Consider the following 19635-nt stretch of genomic DNA (forward strand, 5'->3'; position numbering starts at 1 on the left):
GGCCCACGCTCCAAAGCCGGAGTGAGGGCACACCGAGCGTGAGCGAGGTGCCGAGTGTTGGGGCAAGAGCCCTTTTGGTTACTTTTGGGGCTCTTTTCCAAAAGTGACCCGCTGTAAGAGCGGAACCAATATCAGCCATGACCCCAACAACGGATATGCCCCCCAATCCCCCAGCCACACTTTCTGCCGCCCACAGCCCCATCCTAAAGCGCTTCACCCCCCAAAAGCCCCCTAAAAGCGCACAAACAAAGGCCTTGCCCAAGCCTGGCGCGCACCGCAAAGTCTGCTGAGCCCAGCCACCAAAACGGTGGTTTGTATTGAGTGAAGGTCGTTTTAGACGGCATATGCTGATTTCACAGTGGTGTAATGAAGCTGTGCTGCAACGAGGCCGACGCGCCGCCAGGGCAGCGAACGCTTGCCACACTCAACTGACTTCAGGACCGCACTCAATGAGCTTTCTTCGTCCCAAATTCATTACGTTCGACTGCTACGGTACGCTGACCAACTTCCATATGGGCACCATGACCCGCGAGCTGTTCGCCGATCGCATCAAGCCCGAACAGATGGACCAGTTCGTCAAGGACTTCTCGGCCTACCGCCTCGACCAGGTCATGGGCGACTGGCGCCCGTACGACGAAATCCTCAAGACCGCCCTGGCCCGTACCTGCAAGCGCTGGGGTATCGACTATCGCGAGGAAGGCCAACTGTATTACGACGCCGTGCCAACCTGGGGCCCGCATGCGGATGTGCCGGCGGGCCTGTCGAAGATCGCCGACAAGATCCCCCTGGTGATTTTCTCCAACGCCAGCGACAGCCAGATCATGTCCAACGTCGACAAGCTCGGTGCGCCGTTCCACAAGGTGTTCACCGCTGAACAGGCACAGGCCTACAAGCCGCGTCTGGCGGCTTTCGAGTTCATGCTCGACAACCTCGGGTGCGGCCCGGAAGACATCTTGCATGTGTCTTCCAGCTTCCGTTATGACCTGATGCCGGCGCATGACATGAAGATCAAAAACAAGGCCTTCGTTGCCCGTGGTCACGAAGTGCCGGCCAATGCGTTCTACGGTTATCAGCAAATCACCGATATCGGTGGGCTGCCGGCGTTGGTCGGTCTGTAACGCAAACAAGGGGTAAGACATGGGCAGCGAATCCTATTGGCTCGACACCGCACCGGCGTTTACCGGTGCCCAGCTGGGCGGTTTGCCCCAGCAGGTCGATGTGGCTGTGGTCGGCGGTGGGTTCACCGGCCTGGCGGCGGCGCGGGCGTTGGCGCTCAAGGGCGCCAGTGTGGTGGTGCTGGATGCCGGGCGGGTGATCGGCGAGGCCTCGGGGCGCAACGGTGGGCAGTGCAACACCGGGGTGGCCCAGGACTATGCCGGGCTGCACGCCAGCCTCGGGGCCGCCAAGGCGCGTGCGTATTACCAGGCCTATGAAAGTGCGGTGCACACCGTGGTGTCACTGGTGGAGCAGGAAGGGATCGCCTGCGACATGGTGCGCAACGGCAAGCTCAAGTTGGCGGCCAAGCCGCTGCACTATGAAGGCCTGGCCCGCACCTGCGAGCTGATCCGCCGGGAGGTGGATGCCGATGTCGAACTGCTCAGCGCTGCGCAGACTCACGCTGAAGTCAATTCGGCGCAGTTCCATGGGGGCTTGCTGCAACGCAATGGCGTGCAGATGCATGTCGGTCGCTTCGGTGTCGGTTTGGCCGAGGCGGCGGCGCGGCGTGGCGCGATGATTTACGAGCACACCCAGGTCAAGGACTGGAAGGCCCAGGCCGGCGGTTATCAGGTCAACACCGCCAAGGGCTCGCTGCACGCCGGGCAAGTGCTGCTGGCCACCGGCGCCTGCCAGCATGGCGACCTCGGTTGGTACCGTCGGCGCATCGTGCCGGTGGGCAGTTTTGTGATCGCCACCCAAGTCTTGCCCCAGGCGCTGATCGACCAATTGCTGCCGCAGCACCGCGCCTATGTGACCAGCCGCATGATCGGCAACTATTTTCGCCTGACCCCGGATAACCGCCTGCTGTTTGGCGGGCGTGCGCGGTTTGCGATGTCCGACAGCGTCTCCGACGCCAAGAGCGGCAAGGTGCTGCAAGCGGCCATGCTCAACATGTTCCCGCAGTTGGCGGGCGTGAAGATCGACTACTGCTGGGGTGGCCTGGTGGACATGACGTCCGACCGCCTGCCCCGCGCCGGCCAGCATGGCGGCGTGTTCCACTCCATGGGCTACAGCGGCCATGGCGTACAGATGTCGGTGCACATGGGCCAGGTGATGGCCGAGGTCATGGCCGGCAATGTCGCGGCCAATCCATGGCGCGAGCTGGAATGGCCAGCGATCCCCGGGCATTTCGGCAAGCCCTGGTTCCTGCCGTTCGTGGGCGCCTATTACCGCTTCCAGGACTATTTGCACTGAGTTGCCGTTGTTGCGTCACCGTCGTTTGTGTTTCCAGGACGCTCCGGACATCCGTGAGCACTCGATTCTTCCGATTATCGACAGGTAGCCTTGCTATGACTGACAACAAAAACATCCCCGAGCTTATTTCCGGTCAGGAAAGCCTGCGGGTATTCGAAAGCCTCAATCGCGGCATGTCGCGCCGTAACGCGCTGCAAATGCTCGGCGTGGCCGGTGTGGCCGCCGCCGGTGCGGGCAGCCTGTTTGGCGTTGCCGGCAAGGTGTTCGCCGATGACGCAGTCGCAGCGGGCAAGGGCAAGCCCGGCGGCAAGATTCGTGTCGCCGGCATGTCCAGTTCCACCGCCGACACCCTCGACCCGGCCAAGGGCGCACTGTCCACCGACTATGCCCGTCACTACATGTTCTACAACGGCCTGACCCGTTTCGATAAGCACCTGGTGCCGCAATTGGAACTCGCCGAGCGCATCGACAACAGCGATGCGACCGTGTGGACCATCACCCTGCGCAAAGACGTGACCTTCCACAACGGCAAGAGCCTCACCGCCGCCGACGTAGTGTTCTCCCTGGGTCGCCACAAAGACCCGCTGACCGGCTCCAAGGTCATGCCGTTGATGGAGCAGTTCGTCGAGGTCAAGGCCAGCGGGCCGAACGAGGTGCAGATCCGCCTCAGCGCGCCCAACGCCGAGTTGCCATCGATTCTCGCCGTGTCGCACCTGTTGATCGTTCCCGAAGGCACCACCGACTTCAGCAAAGGCATCGGCACCGGGCCGTTCACGGTGGGTGAATTCAAGCCCGGCGTGCGCTCGGTGGCGGTGCGCAACAAGAACTACTGGAAACCCGGCCTGCCGTACCTCGACGAGATCGAGTTCATCGCCATCGCCGACGAGCCATCGCGGGTCAACGCGCTGTTGTCGGGTGACGTGCACATGATCAACGAGGTCAACCCGCGCTCCACCGACCGTATCGGCAAGAGCGCCAAGCACCGGGTCGTCGATGCGCCGTCCGGCAACTACACTGACTTGATCATTCGACAGGACCAACTGCCCGGCAAGAATCCGGACTTCACCCAGGCCATGAAACTGCTGCTGGACCGTGAGCAGGTCAAGTCGGCAGTGTTCCGTGGCTTTGCCGTCGTCGGCAACGACCACCCCATTGCGCCCGGTTCGCGTTACTTCAACAGCGACTTGCCGCAGACGGTCTACGACCCCGAAAAAGCCAAATTCCTGCTCAAGAAGGCCGGCATGGAAAGCATCACCATGCCCGTGATGGCGTCGCCTGCCGCCACCGGTTCGGTGGACATCGCCGTGCTGTTGCAGCAGTCGGCGAAACAGGCCGGCCTCAAGCTGGACGTGAACCGCCTGCCGAGTGACGGCTACTGGTCCAACCATTGGATGAAGCACCCGTTGAGCTTCGGCAACATCAACCCACGGCCGAATGCCGACGTGATGTTCTCGCAGTTCTTCCAGTCCAAGGCGCCGTGGAACGAGTCCGGCTGGCAGAACGATCAGTTCGACCAACTGCTGATGCTGGCCCGAGGCGAAACCGACGACGCCAAACGCGCCAAGATGTATGGCGACATGCAGACCCTGGTCCATGACCACTGCGGTATCGGCATCCCGGTGTTCATCAGCAACATCGACGGCGTCGACCAACGCATCAAGGGCTATGACAGCAACCCGCTGGGCGGTTTCATGGGCTACATGTTTGCCGAGCAGGTGTGGTTGGACGCTTGAGGAGGGCAGTACGATGAATAGCAATACACTGTGGTTGATCGGCCGGCGCCTGGGCGCAGGGGTCGTGACCTTGTTGATCGTGTCCATGGTCGTGTTCGCGATCACGGCTGTACTGCCGGGGGACGCGGCGCAACAATCCCTTGGCCAGTTCGCAACCCCTGAACAGGTGGCGGCACTGCGCCTGAAACTGGGGTTGGACCAGCCCGGTGTGTTGCGGTACCTGCACTGGTTGATGAGCCTGCTCACCGGTGACATGGGCGTGTCGGTTTCCAACGCCATGCCGGTGGGTGAGCTGATGGCGGGCCGTGTGCCCAATACCCTGATGCTGGCCGGTGCGACGGCGCTGGTCTCGGTGCCGGTGGCCCTGGTGTTGGGCATCGGTTCGGCGATGGGCCGGGGCGGGCGCATTGACAGCTGCCTGAGCTTTGTCACCCTGGCCATGGTCGCGGTGCCGGAGTTTCTGGTGGCGACCCTGGCGGTGCTGATTTTTGCGGTCAACCTCGGCTGGTTGTCGGCCCTGTCTTACGCCAGTGACATCAGCTCACCGCTGCAATTCATGCGCACCTATGCCTTGCCGGTGATGACGCTGTGCTGCGTGATCGTCGCGCAAATGGCGCGCATGACCCGCGCCGCCGTGATCGACCAGCTCGACAGCCCCTACGTGGAAATGGCCCGCCTCAAAGGCGTCAGCCCGATCCGCATTGTGCTGCGCCACGCGTTGCCCAATGCCATCGGGCCGATTGCCAATGCCATCGCCTTGAGCCTCTCGTACCTGTTGGGCGGGGTGGTGATCGTCGAAACCATCTTCAACTACCCCGGCATTGCCAGCTTGATGGTCGATGCCGTGACCAACCGCGACATGGCACTGGTGCAGGCCTGCACCATGCTGTTCTGCGCGGCTTACCTGGCGTTGGTGCTGCTCGCCGACCTGTGTGCAATCCTGTCCAATCCGAGGCTGAGAAACCAATGAACAACCTCATTGCGAAGTCAAAGCCTGTGTCTTCCGCCCTGGCACTCGCCAAGGTTTCCAGCGCGCCGTCCTGGTTGGGCCTGCTGGGTGCCGTGGTGTGCGTGGCCTGGTTGCTGGTGGCGCTGTTCGGCCCGTGGCTGGCCCCCCACCCGGTGGGCGAGGTGGTGTCCGATAACATTTTTGAAGGCTTCAGCCTGGCGCACCCGTTCGGCACCGATTACCTGGGCCGCGACATGCTCAGCCGCGTGCTGGTAGGCGCCCGGTTCACCGTTGGCCTGGCGCTGGTCGCGGCGTTACTGGCGAGCACCTTTGGCACCGGTTGCGCGCTGCTGTCGGTGGTTTCGCCCAAGTGGCTGGACGAAATCATCAGCCGCATCATGGACGCCTTCATTTCGATCCCGAGCAAAATGCTCGCGTTGATCATGGTGTCGGCCTTTGGCTCATCAGTCACGCTGCTGATCTGCACCGCTGTGATCAGCTATATCCCGGGCTCGTTCCGCGTGGCGCGCAGCATGGCGGTGAACATTGAGGCCCTGGAGTACGTGCAAGTGGCACGCACGCGCGGCGAACGCCGGCTCTACGTGGCGTGCGTCGAGATCCTGCCGAACATGCTCAACCCGGTGTTGACCGACCTGGGCCTGCGCTTCGGCTACATCGTATTGTTGCTCAGCGGTATGAGTTTTCTTGGGCTTGGCGTGCAACCACCGGACGCCGACCTGGGCTCCCTGGTGCGCGAGAACATCGGCGGCCTGAACCAGGGCGCGATGGCGATCATCATTCCGGCCCTGGCCATCGGCACGCTGACCATCGGTGTGAATCTGTTGATCGACTACCTGTCTTCACGACGTAGTCGACGCACGGGAGGCCATTGATATGAGCGAATTAATTCGCGTCGAAGACCTGCGCGTGGTCGCCTGTGGCGAGCACGGCGAGGTAGAAATCGTCAAAGGCGTGAGCTTTGCCCTGGAAAAAGGCGAAGTGCTGGCGCTGATCGGTGAATCGGGCTCGGGCAAGACCACCATCGCCCTGGCGCTGCTCGGCTATGCGCGGCGCGGTTGTCGTTTGTCCGGCGGGGTGGTGCAGGTCGGTGAACACGACATGCTCGCGCTGAGTGAAAAACAGCTGCAGGGCCTGCGTGGCAACCGCGTGTCCTATATCGCCCAGAGCGCCGCCGCGGCCTTCAACCCGGCGAAAAAACTTATCGATCAGGTGGTGGAGGGCGCCCTGATCCATGGCCTCGGCACCCGCGCCGCACTGGAGGCCAAGGCCATCGGCCTGTTCCGCGACCTGGCGCTGCCCAACCCCGAGCGCATCGGTCGGCGCTACCCGCACCAGGTGTCCGGCGGGCAACTGCAACGGGTGATGGCGGCGATGGCGTTGATCAGCGACCCGCTGCTGGTCGTGCTCGACGAACCGACCACCGCGCTGGACGTGACCACCCAGATCGACGTGCTGCGCGCGTTCAAACGTGTAGTGCGCGAACGTGGCGCGACGGCGGTCTACGTGTCCCATGACTTGGCCGTGGTCGCGCAGATGGCCGACCAGATCGTGGTGCTCAACGGCGGGCAAATCCTCGAGCAGAGCGCCACGGCGCCGCTGCTCAAGACCCCGACCCACGAGTACACCCGCAGCCTGTTGGCCGCTGCCCGGCCAGACACCACGTTGCGTGCGCCCTGCGGGCTGGCCCAGGACGTACCGTTGCTGACCATCACTGGCCTGACCGCAGGCTACGGCAACAAGAACATGCAGGGCATGCCCGCGATTCGGGTGCTCGAAGACATTGACCTGAGCGTGCGTCGCGGCCAGGCCATCGGCGTGATCGGTGAGTCGGGCTCCGGCAAGTCCACCCTGGCGCGTGTGGTGGCCGGGCTGCTGACCCCGGCCATCGGCGGGCTGACGTTCGACGGTGAACCGTTGGGCGGCAGCCTGTCCGAGCGTACGCCGGAGCAATTTCGACGCATCCAGATGGTGTTCCAGAATGCCGACACTGCACTCAACCCGATGCACAGCGTGGCAACCATCCTCAGCCGTCCGTTGAAGATGTATTTCGGCCTCAAGGGCGCCGCCTTGCAGGCGCGTATCGGCGAACTGCTCGACCTGGTGCGCCTGCCGCGTGACCTGGCCGAGCGCCGCCCCAACGAGCTGTCCGGCGGGCAGAAGCAGCGGGTCAACCTGGCTCGGGCGCTGGCCGCCAAGCCTGATTTGATCCTGTGCGACGAAGTCACCTCGGCCCTCGACACCGTGGTGGGCGCGGCCATCCTGGAACTGCTGCGCGACCTGCGCCAGCAACTGGGCGTGTCCTACCTCTTTATCAGCCACGACATCTCCACCGTGCGCGCGCTGTGCGACGACATTGTGGTGATGTACAGCGGCCACAAGGTGCAGGCCGGCAGCCGGCAGTCGTTTGCCGAGCCGCCGTTCCACCCCTACACCGACCTGTTGATTCACTCGGTGCCTGAGCTGCGCCAGGGCTGGCTGGAAACCTGCGGCGCCACCAGCAGCGCGCTGCCGCCGATTGGCGAGCGCGCCAACGTGCCCGAGCTGTGCACCTTCCTCAATCGCTGTCCGGTGCGCGTCGACGGCCTGTGCAACCGCACCGCGCCGAGCCGCCGCCGCCTGGACAACGGCGGTGAAATCCTGTGTCACCACGACAGCGCCCAGTTGCTGAATACCCAGCAGGGCGTCACTACTATCAGCTTGGGAGCCTACGCATGAACGGGCGTTTTGTGAGGCTGGCCGAACAGGGCCGGCCGACGGTCAGCCTGACCGTGGATGGCGCACCCATCGAAGCGTTGCAGGGCGATACCCTGATGGTCGCACTGCTGACCCAGGGCAACGCCCTGCGCCAATCCGAATTCGACAACGGGCGCCGCGCCGGTTTTTGCCTGATGGGCGCGTGCCAGGACTGCTGGGTGTGGACCCGCACCGGCGAACGCCTGCGCGCCTGCTCCAATGAAGTCCGCGACGGGCTGGATATTGTCACCACACAACCGGAGGCAACATGGCCACTGCACGGGTAGTCATAGTCGGCGCCGGACCGGCCGGGGTTCGCTGCGCCGAAACCTTGCTGGCGGCCGGTATCAAGCCGATCCTGATCGATGAAAACCGTCGCGACGGCGGGCAGATCTACCGTCGCCAGCCCGAGGGTTTCACCCGCGACTACACCACCCTGTATGGCACTGAAGCCGCCAAGGCCTGGGACCTGCACCAGAGTTTCGACCGCCTGCGCGGCGCCATCGACTACCGCCCCAACACCCTGGTGTGGAACCTCACGCCGGGGCAGTTGTGCTGCGCCAGCGAGGGCCGCCACTGCACGCTGGATTACGACGCGCTGATTCTCTGCACCGGCGCCACCGACCGTTTGATGCCCATCGAGGGTTGGCAACTGGCGGGCACCTACAGCCTCGGCGGCGCGCAGATCGCGCTGAAAAACCAGGCCGTGTCCATCGGCCATCGCGTGGTGTTCATGGGCAGCGGGCCGTTGCTCTACCTGGTCGCCAGCCAATACATAAAAGCCGGTGCAGAGGTGGCGGCGGTGCTCGACACCTCGCCGCTGAGCCTGCGGATCAAGGCATTGCCCAAGCTGCTGGCGCGGCCGGGTGTGCTGTTCACCGGGCTCAAGCTGTTGGCGCAACTGTACCGGGCCAAGGTCGCGGTGCACCTGGGCATCAAGCCGTTGCAAGTGCTCGGCGATGCGGCGAATGGCGTGATGGGCGTGCGGTTCACCACGGGCAGCGGGCGGACCGAAACGGTGCAGGCCGATGCCGTCGCGCTGGGTTACCACCTGCGCCCGGAAACCCAGCTGGGCGATCTGGCTGGGTGCGCCATGGCGTTCGACCAGGCGTCCAGCCAATGGTGGCTGGCCACGGACGCCGCCGGGCGCACCTCGGTGAAGGGCGTGTATGCGGCCGGTGACGGCGCGAAAATTCGTGGCGCGGATGCCGCCGAGCACGCCGGGCGTCTGGTCGCGTTGGCACTGCTGGAAGACCTGCAGCAGCCGGTCGACGCCGGGTTGCGTGACGAGCAACAGCAAGCGCTGGCGGTGATGGACCAGTTCCGCCTCGGCCTGGCCCAGGCGTTCCCCTGGCCCAGCGAGCAGGCCCAGACGCTGCCCGACAGCGCCATTGTGTGCCGTTGCGAAATGATCAGCGCCGGTGAACTGCGGCGCACGGTGCGTGAAAAGGGCGCCTGCGAAGTCAATCGCGCCAAGGCCTTCAGCCGTGTCGGCATGGGCCGTTGCCAGGGCCGTTATTGCTCCCAGGCCGGGGCCGAGGTGATTGCCGCTGCAGCCGGTGTGCAGGTGCAGGAGGTCGGTCGCCAGCGCGGCCAGGCACCGGTAAAACCCTTGTCGATGCTCACCGAGGAGGTTGCGCCATGAGCGTGCAAAAAGCAGACGTGGTGATCGTCGGCGGTGGCCTGATGGGCGCGGCGACCGCGTTTTTCCTGCGTCGTCGCGGGCAGTCGGTGATCCTGCTGGAACGTGACCAGATCGGCCAATACGCCAGCGGCGTGAACTTCGGCAATGTGCGCCGGCAAGGGCGTTTTCTTGGCCAACTGGCGCTGGCCAACCGTTCCTGGGCGCTGTGGAAACGCCTGCCGGAGCTGATCGACGATGACCTCGAATTTATCCCCAGTGGGCACATGCGCGTGTGTTATCGCGAAGATGAAATCGCCGAGCTGGAGGCCTACGCCGCCGCACCGGAAGCCGCGCAACTGGACCTGAAAATCTACCGTGGCGCCGAGCTGCACCGGCGTTTCGGCTTCCTTGGCCCGGACGTCAAGGGCGGCTCCTACGCGCCCCACGATGGCCACGCCAACCCGCGTCTGGCGGCCCCGGCATTTGCCCGCGCGGCCATTCGCCTGGGGGCGCAAATCGAAGAGCGCACGGAAGTCGCCGAGGTCGAGAAGCGGGGCGCCGACTTCCACGTCACTACCACCGACGGCCGCCAGTTCCAGGCCGCGCAGCTGTTGATCACCGCCGGCGCCTGGGGCCAGAAACTCTCGGCGCAATTCGGCGAGCCGGTGCCGCTCGACACCCACGGCCCGCAGATGGCGGTGACCGAGCCGGTGCCCTATGCCTTGCCCACGGTCATCGGCGTGTACACCAAGATCCCCGAGGAAGTGATTTACTTTCGCCAGATCCCGCGGGGCAATATCGTGATCGGCGGCGGCTACCGCAGCAAACCCGACATGCTCAACCGCCGCGCCTACGTGGAGCCGCGCAGTATCGTCAACCAGATCAGCCAGATGCGCCGCCTGCTGCCAGGCGTGGGCAACCTGAATATCATCCGCGTATGGAGCGGCATCGAAGGCTACCTGCCGGATTCGCTGCCGGTAATGGGCGCCAGCGGCACCGTCGACGGCCTGTTCTACGCGTTTGGCTTCTGCGGCCATGGCTTCCAGCTCGGCCCGGGTGTGGGCGATGTGATGGCCGAGTTGCTCAGCACTGGCGCCACCAGCACGCCGATCGCGCCGTTCTCCATTACCCGCTTTGCCCTTCCCGCCGCGCAACGGAGCCAGGCCTGATGAAACCCCGTGTACTGGATATTCTGAAAAAACTGATGGCGTTCGACACGGTGTCGTCCGAGTCGAATATGGCCTTGATCGAGTACGTGCGCGACCTGCTGCTGACCCAGGGCATCGAGTCGCTGATCGTCAAGGATGCAAGCGGCAAGAAGGCCAACCTGTTCGCCAGCACCGGGCCCAAGGACCAGCCTGGCGTGCTGTTGTCCGGGCACACCGACGTGGTGCCGGCGGCGGGGCAGGCGTGGACCTTTCCCGCGTTCGCCGCCACCGTGCAGGACGGGCGCATCTATGGGCGTGGCAGCTGCGACATGAAGGGGTTTATCGCCCTGGCCATCGACGCCATGCTCGACGCCGCCGGCCACACGTTGAACCGCCCGCTGCAACTGGCCCTGTCCCATGACGAGGAGATCGGCTGCGTCGGCGTGCGGCGCCTGCTCGACGTGCTGCACCTGGCGCCGGTGCGGCCGTTTTTGTGTGTGATCGGCGAGCCGACCAACATGCAGTTCGTGCTGGGGCACAAGGGCAAGGGCTCGTACCGCACTTATTGTCGTGGCCAGGAAGCCCATTCGTCCCTGGCGCCGCGTTCGGTCAACGCCATCCATGTGGCCTGCGACTTTATCGCCGCGCTGCGTGAAAGCCAGCAGCAATTGCAACAACACGGCGCCCAGGACGGTGACTACGACGTGCCTTACAGCACCGTGCATGTCGGGCAGATTGTCGGCGGCAAGGCGCTGAATATCGTGCCCAACCTGTGCACCCTGGATTTCGAAGTGCGCAACCTGCCAGCCGATGATCTGGACCAGTTCCTGGAGCAAATGCGTGAACGCGCCGAGGTGATCGTGCGCGAGGCGCAAAAGCTCTCCAGCGTAGCGGCCATCGAGATCGAAACAGTGAATGTCTACCCCGGTCTCGACACCCACCCCAGCGTCGAGGCCGTACGGTTTCTCAAGCAATTCGCCGCGCCAGGCACCGCGACCTCCAAGGTTTCGTTCGGCACCGAAGGCGGCCTGTTCAAGCAGCGCCTGGACGTGCCGGTGGTGGTCTGCGGGCCGGGTTCCATCGAGCAGGCGCACAAGCCCGATGAGTTTATCGAGATCAGCCAGATGGACGCGGGTGAACGCTTTCTACAGGGTTTGCTCGGTTCGCTGACGGCCTAGCAGAGCCTGCCGTCCTGGGCTGAATTTCAGCACGGCACGCTGCTTTAACCGCGCTTTCGGCATCCTCGTCCGTGGCACCTCCCTAGACTGGAGCGTGTCTCGGATCAGGACTCGACCATGCTCAATACTCGCTTGCAAGACCCCAGCCTCCTGGCTGAACTCGCCTATGTAGATGGCCAGTGGATCGCTGCCGACAGCGGCGCGACCCTGGACATCCACGACCCCGCCACCGGCCACTTGCTGGCGCGCGTACCGGCCATGGACGCGGTGGACACCCACCGCGCCATTGCCGCCGCCGAACGTGCCTGGCCCGCCTGGCGCGCACGCCCCGCAGCGGAGCGTGCGGCGCTGCTGGAGCGCTGGTTCCAGGCCATGCTCGACAATCTCGACGACCTGGCGCTGATCATGACCTGGGAACAGGGCAAGCCGCTCAATGAGGCCAAGGGCGAGATCCGCTACGGGGCCGGTTTCGTCAAATGGTTCGCCGAGGAAGCGCGCCGGGTCTACGGCGAAACCATGCCGGCGCCGAGTGGCGACCGCCGCTTGCTGACCCTCAAGCAGCCGGTGGGCGTGTGCGCCGCCATCACGCCGTGGAATTTCCCCAACGCGATGATCACGCGCAAATGCGCGCCGGCCCTCGCCGCCGGTTGCCCGATCATCGTCAAACCGTCGGACCTCACGCCGCTGTCGGCGCTCGCCCTGGCGGTGCTGGCCGAGCGCGTCGGCATCCCGGCCGGGGTGTTCAACGTGGTCACCGGCTTGCCCACCGGTATCGGCGAAACGCTCACCGGCAGCCCGGCGGTGCGCAAGATCTCGTTCACCGGCTCCACCGCCGTAGGCCGCCTGCTGATGCGCCAGAGCGCCGAGCACATCAAGCGCCTGAGCCTGGAGCTGGGCGGCAATGCACCGTTTATCGTGTTCGACGATGCTGACCTGGAGCAGGCAGTGGCCGGGGTCATGCTGAGCAAGTTTCGCAATGCCGGGCAAACCTGTGTGTGCGCCAACCGCATCCTGGTGCAGGCCGGTATCTACGAGCGTTTCGCGGCGCGCCTGGTGGAAGAGGTGGGCAAGCTCAAGGTCGGCAATGGCCTGGAGGAGGGCGTGAGCATTGGCCCGTTGATCAACCCGGCGGCGGTACAAAAAGTCGCACGGCACATCGACGATGCCCTGAGCCAGGGCGCGCAGCTGCTGTGCGGGGCGATCCCCACGGGCGACAGCCAGTTCGTGCAACCCACGGTGCTGGGCGACTGTCACGCCGACATGCTGCTGGCCAACGAAGAAACCTTCGGCCCGGTGGCGCCGCTGATGCGTTTTACCGACGAGGCCGAGGCACTGGCCCTGGCCAACGCCACGCCGTACGGCCTGGGCGCCTACTATTTCACCCAGGACCTGCAGCGCTCCTGGCGCTTTGGCGAGGCTTTGGAGTTCGGCATGGTCGGGCTCAACACCGGGATCATCTCGATGGAAGTCGCGCCGTTTGGCGGTATCAAGCAGTCGGGCCTGGGGCGCGAAGGCAGCAAGTACGGCCTGGACGAATACCTTGAGGTCAAAGCCTTCCATATCGGCGGGTTGAACTGAATTTTTGCGAGGTCTGCAGCATGAGCAAGACATTCAGAATCGCCGCGATTGCCGGCGATGGCATTGGCAAGGAAGTGTTGCCCGAGGGGCTACGGGTACTGGAACAGGCCGCGAAGATCTGGGACCTGAACCTGAGCATCGAAGTGCTCGACTGGGCCCACTGCGATTACTACCTGGAACACGGGCAGATGATGCCCGACGACTGGTTCGAGCAGCTCAAGGGCTTCGATGCGATTTATTTTGGCGCGGTGGGCTGGCCGGACAAGGTGCCGGACCACATTTCCCTGTGGGGCTCGTTGCTCAAGTTCCGTCGCGACTTCGACCAGTACGCGAATATTCGCCCGGTGCGGCTGTTCCCCGGCGTGCCGTGCCCGCTGGCCGGGCGCGAGCCTGGGGATATCGATTTTGTGGTGATCCGCGAAAACACCGAGGGCGAGTATTCATCGGTGGGCGGCAAGATGTTCGAAGGCACTGAGCATGAGTTCGTGCTGCAGGAATCGGTGTTCACCCGACGCGGGGTTGATCGCATCCTCAAGTTCGCCTTCGACCTGGCGCAGACCCGTCCGCGTAAAAAGCTGACGGCGGCGACCAAGTCCAACGGGATTTCCATCAGCATGCCGTACTGGGATGAGCGCACGGCCTTGATGGCGGCGAATTATCCCGAGGTGAGCTGGGACAAGCAGCACATCGACATCCTGTGCGCGCGGTTTGTGTTGCAACCGGACCGCTTTGATGTGGTGGTGGCGTCGAATCTGTTTGGCGACATTTTGTCCGACCTGGGCCCGGCGTGTGCCGGGACGATTGGCATTGCACCGTCGGCCAACCTCGATCCCGAGCGGCGCTTCCCCTCGTTGTTCGAGCCAGTGCATGGCTCGGCGCCGGATATTTATGGGCAGAACATCGCCAACCCGATTGCGATGATCTGGTCGGGGGCGTTGATGCTGGAGTTCCTTGGCAATGGGGATACGCGGTATCGGGCGGCCCATGATGGGATTTTGCAGGCGATTGAGGCGGTGATTGCAGAAGGGCCGATTACGCCGGATTTGGGCGGTAAGGGCTCCACTCAGGATGTCGGCGCCGCGATTACCGAAAGGCTCCACCTCTAAAGCGAACACCGTCAAAAATGTGGGAGGGGGCTTGCTCCCGATGGCGGTGGGTCAGTTGATAAATCTGTCACTGACCCACTGCAATCGGGAGCAAGCCCCCTCCCACATTTTGATCTCCATGCATCAGTAGCCCTTGTGGCGATCCACTTCTCCGACCATTGGCTCTGCCCGTTCAAATCGCCGAATATTCTCCAACAACACCCCAAACGCACTCGCCGGTTGGGTCATGGCGGCAATATGCGGCGTCAGTACAACCTGCGGGTGATCCCAGAACGGGTGGTCCGCCTTCGCCGGTTCCTCTTGCAGCACATCCAGCACCGCACCGCTCAGTTGGCCGCTGTCCAGCGCTTTCAGCAAGTCCTCTTCCACCAGGTGCCCGCCACGCCCCATGTTGATCAGCGCTGCGCCCCGTGGCAATTGTGCAAACAGCTGGCGGTCGAGAATGCCCTGGGTCTGCTCGGTCAACGGCAGTACGCAGAGCAGAATGTCGCACTGGCTGAGAAACGCCGGCAGTTGTGCGTGCCCGGCAAAGCAGTCTACCCCCGCTATCTGGTGGGCACTGCGGGCCCAGCCCGATAAAGCAAACCCAAGAGGAGCCAAGGTTGCCAGGATCTGCTGGGCCTGGGTGCCCAGCCCCATCACCCCCACGCGCCGGTTCGTCGCCGGCTGCAACAGGTGCGCCTGCCAGCACCGCGCGACCTGTTGCTGGCGATAGCGCAGCATATCCCTATGCAGGCTGAGCACCGCCCAACTGGCGTATTCGCACATGCCACGGGTGATGCCCGGGTCGAGCAGGCGCACCACGGGCAAGCCCACAGGCAAACGTTCAAGGTCCAGTTGATCGACCCCCGCCGACAACGCAAACAGCACTTTCAGGTTGGGCAGCAACTGCGCCATATCATCCGGCGCCTGCCAGGCGGCGAGGTACTCGATGTCGTTGGGGTTGCCGATGTCGGGCCAGGCGCGCCATTCGATATCCGGCGCGTGTTCGGCGAACAGTGCCTGCCAATGTTGGCCGCGCACCGGGTCAGCTTTGTAGAGCAAGGCCATGGGCATTTCCTGCAGGTTTTGGGTAGCGATCATCATCCCCCAAGCCCGGCGCAGGATCTGTTGAAAGGCGGGGCCAAAACAGTTGATCCGAATTTCTCACGGGCCAAGTTCGGCGTAGTTCGTTGCTCGCACGCCGTAATCTGGACAACATCGCAACCGCTTCCCGGTTGCCGGACTCACGATGGGAAATGCCATGAATAGCAAAGTCGACGAAACCCCTCATTTGCTCCGTCAGCGCGAACAATTCGTGCCACGTGGCCTGGTGACCGCGCACCCGCTGGTAATTGACCGGGCCCAGGGCGCCGAGTTGTGGGACGTGGATGGCAAGCGTTACCTGGACTTCGTCGGCGGCATCGGCGTGCTTAACATCGGCCACAACCATCCCAAGGTCGTCGCTGCGGTACAGGCCCAGTTGCAGAAAGTCTCCCATGCCTGCTTCCAGGTGGTGGCTTACCAGCCTTACCTCGATCTGGCCCAGCGCCTGTGTGAAATGATCGGCGGGCAGGCGGCGTACAAGGCGGCGTTTTTCACCTCCGGCGCCGAGGCGGTGGAAAATGCCGTGAAGATCGCCCGCGCGCACACCAATCGCTCGGCGGTGATCGCTTTCCGTGGCGGCTTCCATGGCCGCACGTTGCTCGGCACCACGCTCACGGGTATGAGCCAACCCTACAAACAGAACTTCGGGCCGTTTGCGCCGGAGGTGTTCCACACGCCATACCCTAACGCCTATCGTGGCGTGACCAGCGAGGTGGCACTCAAGGCCCTCGACGAGTTGCTGGCCACCCAGGTGGCGCCGGAGCGCGTGGCGGCGATCATCATCGAGCCGGTGCAGGGCGATGGTGGTTTCCTCACCGCGCCGCCCGAGTTTCTCCAGGCCTTGCGCGCGTTGGCCGACAAGCACGGCATCGTGCTGATCCTCGATGAGATCCAGACCGGTTTCGGTCGCACCGGCACCTGGTTCGGTTTCCAGCACGCTGGTATCCAACCCGACCTCGTCACGGTGGCCAAGAGCCTGGCTGGCGGCCTGCCGTTGTCCGGTGTGGTCGGCAAGGCGCAGATCATGGATGCACCGCTGCCCGGCGGCCTCGGCGGCACCTATGGCGGCAATGCGTTGGCCTGCGCGGCGGCATTGGCGGTGATCGACGCCTTCGAACAGGAACAATTGCTCGCGCGCAGCCAAGTGCTCGGCGAGCGCCTGCGCCAGGGGTTGCTGGGGCTGCAGGCACGTTACCCACGGATCGGCGACGTGCGCGGCACCGGCTTTATGCTGGCGATCGAGTTGATCAAGGACGACCCGGCCCGTACCCCGGACGCCGACCTCAATCAACAGGTGATCGACGCCGCGCGCGCCGGTGGTTTGCTGGTGATCAAATGCGGTGTGCATCGCAACGTACTGCGCTTCCTGGCCCCATTGGTGGCCACCGAGGCCCAGGTCGACGAAGCCGTACAGATTCTCGACGCGGCCTTGGCACGGGTCTTGAACTGAGCCCGTGCCCGCCTCGGGCGCGGTTTTCGGTACCGCCCGTGACCCGTTATGGCGCACGGGCGACTTCACTGCATCATTGGAGGCTTGACCCGCATGGGACTGACAGATTATCGAGCGTTGCTGATCGATTGCGATGAAGTGCTGGTGGACCGCGACTCGGGCGTCTGGGCGGCGTTGCAGCCGCTGTTGGATAGCCGCGGCGGGCAGGCGCAACGGGAGGCGGTGCTGGCCGAATTCAATGCGGTGGTGGCGGCGCTGTACCCGCGTTTCGCCGAGCTGGGTTTTAGTGGCGTGCTGTGTTTTGCCCATCGCCAATTGGCCGAGGCCTGGGGGCTGCACGCCAGCTGGGAAGAGGGCATGAGCTTTGCCCGGTCGGCCGGCAACTGGTCGTTGTTCGAGGACGCACCGGGGGCGATGCTGTACCTGCGCAAGTTCTATCGCCTGCTGGTGCGCGGCGACCGCGACGCCGAGGACCGTGGCTTACTGTGCGAGCGCCTGGGGATCGAGGCGGAGGACTTTGTTTCGCTGGCCGAAGAACCGCACTGGCTCGACGAGCAAGGCCTGCAGCCGATCCTGCATGTCACCCGTCCGTCGGTCGGTGCACAGGGCAGCCTGGACCGCTGCCTGATCGGTCGCCACCGTGCGCGGCAGCCTTCGCCATGTGCGGCGGATTACTGCATTAACAGCATGGCGGATCTGGTGGCGCAGCATCAGCTGTCTTTACGGCGCTGATTTTGCTAGAAGATTGTCTTATAAACGGCAGTCACGAGGTACGCAATGGAAGGGCAAGTCAAGCTGGACCGGATCGACATCAGTATTCTGGTTGAACTGCAAAAGGACGGCCGGATGACCAACGTCAGCCTTGCCGACGCCGTGGGCTTGTCTGCCAGCCCGTGTTTGCAGCGGGTCAAGCGGTTGGAGTCGGCGGGGTATATTTCCAGCTACAAGGCGCATTTGAACCTGGCCAAGATCACCGACTCGGTCACGGTGTTCACCGAAATCACCCTCAGTGACCATAAGCGCGAAGACTTCGCCAAGTTCGAATCCAACATCCGCCTGGTCGACGAAGTGCTCGAGTGCCACTTGATCAGCGGCGGCTACGACTACCTGGTGCGCTTCATGACCCGCAGCATCCAGCATTACCAGGAAGTGGTCGAGGGCCTGCTGGACAAGAATATCGGCATCTCCAAGTACTTCAGCTACATCGTCATCAAATCGCCGGTGCTCAAGGACGGCGTGCCGCTGCGCAAGTTGCTGCGGCACTGAGTCGGGCCTCACGGGGTGCCGGGGTAGCGCGTTTCCATCACGATCGACAGGGCATCGGGGCGCCAGAACTCCTGGTCGAATTCCACCGCCTGGTCAGCTTCGCCAAAGTTCAGGCGTTCCAGGTACACGCTGGTGGAGCCGGGTGACAGTTGCAGCAGCTCGGCCTGTTGTTCGTTGACCGTGCCGATGTGCATCTGCAGTTCACAGCGCGATTGCACCCGCGCAAACCGTTCGCGCAGCAGTTGGGTCAGGGAAGTGTTGAGGTCGGCGTCGAGCAGGCCGGGGCACCAGCTGGCAAGCAATGCGTTGAATTCCAGCAGCACCGGGCGGCGGTCGATCCACCGGCGGCGCTGCAGGAAAAACAGCGGTTCGTCCGCCGAGGCCAGGCCCATGCGCTTGGCCAGCCAGGCACCGGCCGGGCGCAGTTCGGCGTGCAGGCATTCGGTGCGGGGCGTGCGGCCCTGGGCGCTGACGTAGTCCATAAAGCCGCTGATGCGTGTCGGGTCGTAGCGGATGCGCTGCGGGCTGACGAACCAGCCCCGGCGGTTTTCGCGGTACACCAGGCCTTCGGCCTCCAGTTGTTGCAAGGCCTGGCGCAGCGTGACGCGGGTGCAGCCGAAGCGTTCGATCATGTCCCGTTCGGAGGGGAATTTCTCGTCGGCCTGGGGGACACCGGCAGCGATGTCATTGGCGATTTGTTCGCGGATGCGCTGGTAATGCGGCGAAATGGGGTCGAAAGGCATCCTGGGGTTCCGTTTGCAGGCATGACGTGGCGCTGACTTTACCCTTCCTGCTGGCGCAGGTCACGCTGCCAGGCCCGCAAACCATAGGCCGCCAGCAGCACAAAACCGGCGTATAACGCGGCGGTCAGCTGCAGGTCCTTGTACAGGAACAGGCCCACGTAGGCCGCGTCCAGCACAATCCACAGCCACCAGCTGACCACGTATTTGCGCGCCGCCCACAGGCTGGCCACCAGGCTGAAGGCGGTGAGCAGCGAGTCGAGCCAGGGCAGGGCGGCGTCGGTGAAGTGGTGCATGACGGCGCCCAGGGCCACGGCGCCGATCAACCCCGCCAACAGGTGCCGCCACGCCGCCTGCGGTGGCAGACGCTCTACGCGGACCTTGCCCGCGTCGATGCGCCCGGTGCTCCAGCGCCACCAGCCATAGCCCTGCAGCACGGCGAAGACCAGTTGCAGGAGCATGTCTGAATACAGCTTCACGTCGAAGAAGATCCAGGCATACAGCAACACCGCGACCACACTGACCGGCCAGCACCAGCGCACCCGCTGTGCGGTGAGCCAGACCCCGGCGATGTTGAAGAACACGGCGACGATTTCGAGTGGCGACATAGG

At 64.0% G+C, this 19635-nt stretch carries 18 protein-coding genes; 15 read left to right on the forward strand and 3 right to left on the reverse strand.

The genetic code is table 11. The features are described from left to right. Window positions 1-449 precede the first annotated feature (449 nt). From GIW02_RS14620 to GIW02_RS14675, 12 genes are all read left to right on the forward strand, one after another. Entirely contained in the window at window positions 450-1118 is a 669-nt protein-coding gene (locus GIW02_RS14620) for a haloacid dehalogenase type II (protein WP_090406246.1), read from the forward strand. A gap of 19 nt (window positions 1119-1137) precedes the next feature. Further along, complete coding sequence (locus tag GIW02_RS14625) at window positions 1138-2412, forward strand: NAD(P)/FAD-dependent oxidoreductase (RefSeq protein WP_236418819.1); 1275 nt, start codon at window positions 1138-1140, stop codon at window positions 2410-2412. Window positions 2413-2507: 95 nt separating this feature from the next. Beyond that, entirely contained in the window at window positions 2508-4145 is a 1638-nt protein-coding gene (locus tag GIW02_RS14630) for an ABC transporter substrate-binding protein (protein WP_236418821.1), read from the forward strand. A 13-nt stretch (window positions 4146-4158) separates the two neighbouring features. After that, window positions 4159-5115: an ABC transporter permease gene (locus GIW02_RS14635; protein WP_122540759.1), complete on the forward strand. Its 957-nt coding sequence runs from the start codon at window positions 4159-4161 to the stop codon at window positions 5113-5115. Beyond that, a complete protein-coding gene (locus tag GIW02_RS14640; RefSeq protein WP_236418823.1) occupies window positions 5112-5987 on the forward strand; it encodes an ABC transporter permease in 876 nt (291 codons plus the stop codon). Before GIW02_RS14635 ends, GIW02_RS14640 begins: the two co-directional genes overlap by 4 nt. 1 nt (window position 5988) lies before the next feature. Next, complete coding sequence (locus tag GIW02_RS14645; protein ID WP_236418824.1) at window positions 5989-7830, forward strand: ABC transporter ATP-binding protein; 1842 nt, start codon at window positions 5989-5991, stop codon at window positions 7828-7830. Continuing rightward, window positions 7827-8135 (forward strand): (2Fe-2S)-binding protein, encoded by a 309-nt coding sequence (locus tag GIW02_RS14650; protein WP_236418825.1) that lies wholly within the window; start codon window positions 7827-7829, stop codon window positions 8133-8135. The genes GIW02_RS14645 and GIW02_RS14650 overlap by 4 nt, the downstream gene beginning before the upstream one ends. Next, a complete protein-coding gene (locus GIW02_RS14655) occupies window positions 8117-9493 on the forward strand; it encodes an FAD-dependent oxidoreductase (RefSeq protein ID WP_236421910.1) in 1377 nt (458 codons plus the stop codon). Before GIW02_RS14650 ends, GIW02_RS14655 begins: the two co-directional genes overlap by 19 nt. Beyond that, window positions 9490-10641 (forward strand): NAD(P)/FAD-dependent oxidoreductase, encoded by a 1152-nt coding sequence (locus GIW02_RS14660; RefSeq protein WP_236421912.1) that lies wholly within the window; start codon window positions 9490-9492, stop codon window positions 10639-10641. The genes GIW02_RS14655 and GIW02_RS14660 overlap by 4 nt, the downstream gene beginning before the upstream one ends. Then, entirely contained in the window at window positions 10641-11798 is a 1158-nt protein-coding gene (argE, locus tag GIW02_RS14665) for an acetylornithine deacetylase (protein ID WP_236418389.1), read from the forward strand. The genes GIW02_RS14660 and argE overlap by 1 nt, the downstream gene beginning before the upstream one ends. A 117-nt stretch (window positions 11799-11915) precedes the next feature. Further along, a complete protein-coding gene (locus GIW02_RS14670; protein ID WP_236418388.1) occupies window positions 11916-13376 on the forward strand; it encodes an NAD-dependent succinate-semialdehyde dehydrogenase in 1461 nt (486 codons plus the stop codon). Between the two features lie 20 nt (window positions 13377-13396). Beyond that, the gene (locus GIW02_RS14675) at window positions 13397-14482 is read left to right on the forward strand and encodes a tartrate dehydrogenase (RefSeq protein WP_236418386.1); all 1086 of its coding nucleotides are present in this window, start codon (window positions 13397-13399) and stop codon (window positions 14480-14482) included. 123 nt (window positions 14483-14605) lie between these two features. Here the strand turns inward: GIW02_RS14675 and GIW02_RS14680 are convergent, their stop codons facing one another. After that, window positions 14606-15532 (reverse strand): 2-hydroxyacid dehydrogenase, encoded by a 927-nt coding sequence (locus GIW02_RS14680; RefSeq protein WP_236418395.1) that lies wholly within the window; start codon window positions 15530-15532, stop codon window positions 14606-14608. Between the two features lie 193 nt (window positions 15533-15725). On the opposite strand from GIW02_RS14680, the gene gabT reads away from it, so the two are divergent. The 3 genes from gabT (at window position 15726) to GIW02_RS14695 (ending at window position 18284) form a co-directional block, all read left to right on the forward strand. Beyond that, the gene (gabT, locus tag GIW02_RS14685) at window positions 15726-17018 is read left to right on the forward strand and encodes a 4-aminobutyrate--2-oxoglutarate transaminase (RefSeq protein WP_236418384.1); all 1293 of its coding nucleotides are present in this window, start codon (window positions 15726-15728) and stop codon (window positions 17016-17018) included. 93 nt (window positions 17019-17111) lie between these two features. Next, window positions 17112-17750: a 2-haloalkanoic acid dehalogenase gene (locus GIW02_RS14690; RefSeq protein ID WP_236421913.1), complete on the forward strand. Its 639-nt coding sequence runs from the start codon at window positions 17112-17114 to the stop codon at window positions 17748-17750. A gap of 45 nt (window positions 17751-17795) precedes the next feature. Beyond that, on the forward strand, window positions 17796-18284 hold the full coding sequence (locus GIW02_RS14695; RefSeq protein ID WP_236415190.1) for an Lrp/AsnC family transcriptional regulator: 489 nt from the start codon (window positions 17796-17798) through the stop codon (window positions 18282-18284). A gap of 8 nt (window positions 18285-18292) precedes the next feature. Here the strand turns inward: GIW02_RS14695 and GIW02_RS14700 are convergent, their stop codons facing one another. After that, on the reverse strand, window positions 18293-19027 hold the full coding sequence (locus GIW02_RS14700) for a UTRA domain-containing protein (protein ID WP_236415188.1): 735 nt from the start codon (window positions 19025-19027) through the stop codon (window positions 18293-18295). 38 nt (window positions 19028-19065) lie between these two features. After that, window positions 19066-19632 carry a nicotinamide riboside transporter PnuC gene (gene pnuC, locus GIW02_RS14705; protein ID WP_236415186.1) on the reverse strand — a complete coding sequence of 189 codons (567 nt, stop codon included), beginning with the start codon at window positions 19630-19632 and terminating at the stop codon, window positions 19066-19068. Between the last annotated feature and the right edge of the window lie 3 nt (window positions 19633-19635).

It is taken from the genome of Pseudomonas syringae (assembly GCF_021606685.1).
GTDB classification, from domain to species: domain Bacteria; phylum Pseudomonadota; class Gammaproteobacteria; order Pseudomonadales; family Pseudomonadaceae; genus Aquipseudomonas; species Aquipseudomonas syringae_R.